General features: G+C 66.0%; 1 protein-coding gene. It reads left to right on the top strand.

The annotated features are described in order from the left end of the window. Positions 1 to 91 precede the first annotated feature (91 nt). Positions 92 to 1,340, top strand: a 1,249-nt coding sequence (htpG, locus tag D7X96_RS38935) for a molecular chaperone HtpG (protein WP_121771991.1), incomplete at its 3' end; no start/stop codon positions are given.

The raw sequence follows: 1,340 nt of genomic DNA, 5'->3' as shown, positions 1-1,340 counted from the left end.
GGTGGGGGCGGATTGCCTCTTCTAGACAAGCCGCCGGACATGGTTATGGGGAAGGGGATTGGCGCGTTCCAGCCAGCGCCCGGAGGCCTTCATGTCCGCAGAGACCCACCCCCAGCGGGAAACCCATTCATTCCAGGCGGAGATCCAGCAGCTGCTGAGCCTGGTCATCAACTCGCTCTACAGCCACCAGGAGATCTTCCTCCGGGAGCTGGTGTCCAACGCGTCCGACGCGCTGGACAAGCTGCGCTTCCGCGCCATCACGGAGCCGGAGCTGCTCAAGGACGAGCCCGCGCTGGAGCTGAGAATCGTCCCGGACGCCGACAAGGGCACCCTCACCATCGAGGACACCGGCATCGGCATGACGCATGACGAGCTGGTGAAGAACCTGGGCACCATTGCGCACTCCGGTTCGCGCGAGTTCCTCCAGGCGCTGGCGCAGAAGGGCAAGAACGACGTGCAGCTCATCGGCCAGTTCGGCGTGGGCTTCTACAGCGCCTACCTGGTGGCGGACCGCGTGGAGGTGGTGAGCCGCGCCGCCGGTGAAACGACCGCGTGGAAGTGGGCATCGGAGGCGCACGGCACCTTCACGGTGGAGCCGGCGGAGCGCGCGGCTCGTGGCACCGCCATCACGCTGCACCTGAAGGCGGACCAGAAGGAGTTCCTGGATGAGTGGAAGCTGAAGCAGCTCATCACCCAGTACTCGGACTACGTGGGCCACCCCATCAAGCTCCAGGTGACGAAGCACGTGGGCAGCGGGGACACGCAGGCCACGGAGACCGCGCTGGAGGTGGTGAACAAGGCGAGCGCCCTCTGGCAGCGGCCGAAGAGCGACATCACGGACGAGCAGTACCAGGAGTTCTACAAGCACCTGACGCACGACTACGACAAGCCGCTGGCGTGGACGCACTTCAAGGCGGACGGCACGCAGCAGTTCACCGGCCTGCTCTTCGTGCCCAGGCACCCGCCGTTCGACCTGAACTCGCAGCAGCAGCGCGGCGTGCGGCTGTTCGTCAAGCGCGTGTTCATCATGGACCGCTGCGAGGACCTGGTGCCGCAGTGGCTGCGCTTCGTGCGCGGCGTCATCGACTCGGACGACCTGCCGCTCAACGTGTCGCGTGAGATGTTGCAGGACTCGCAGGTGGTGCGCGCCATCCGCAAGCACGTGGTGAAGAAGTCGCTGGACCTCCTGGAGAAGCTGGCCAAGGACAAGCCGGACGACTACCGCGCGTTCTGGGAGTCCTTCGGCACGGTGCTGAAGGAGGGCCTGACGCTGGAGACGGAGTACCGCGAGAAGCTGGGCGCGCTGGTGCGCTACGAGTCCTCGCGCGAGGAGGGCCTGA

It is taken from the genome of Corallococcus interemptor (genome assembly GCF_003668875.1).
In the GTDB taxonomy this organism is placed as follows: domain Bacteria; phylum Myxococcota; class Myxococcia; order Myxococcales; family Myxococcaceae; genus Corallococcus; species Corallococcus interemptor.
Note: the sequence above shows the minus strand (reverse complement) of the source record. Positions and strands in the feature narration are given on the sequence as shown.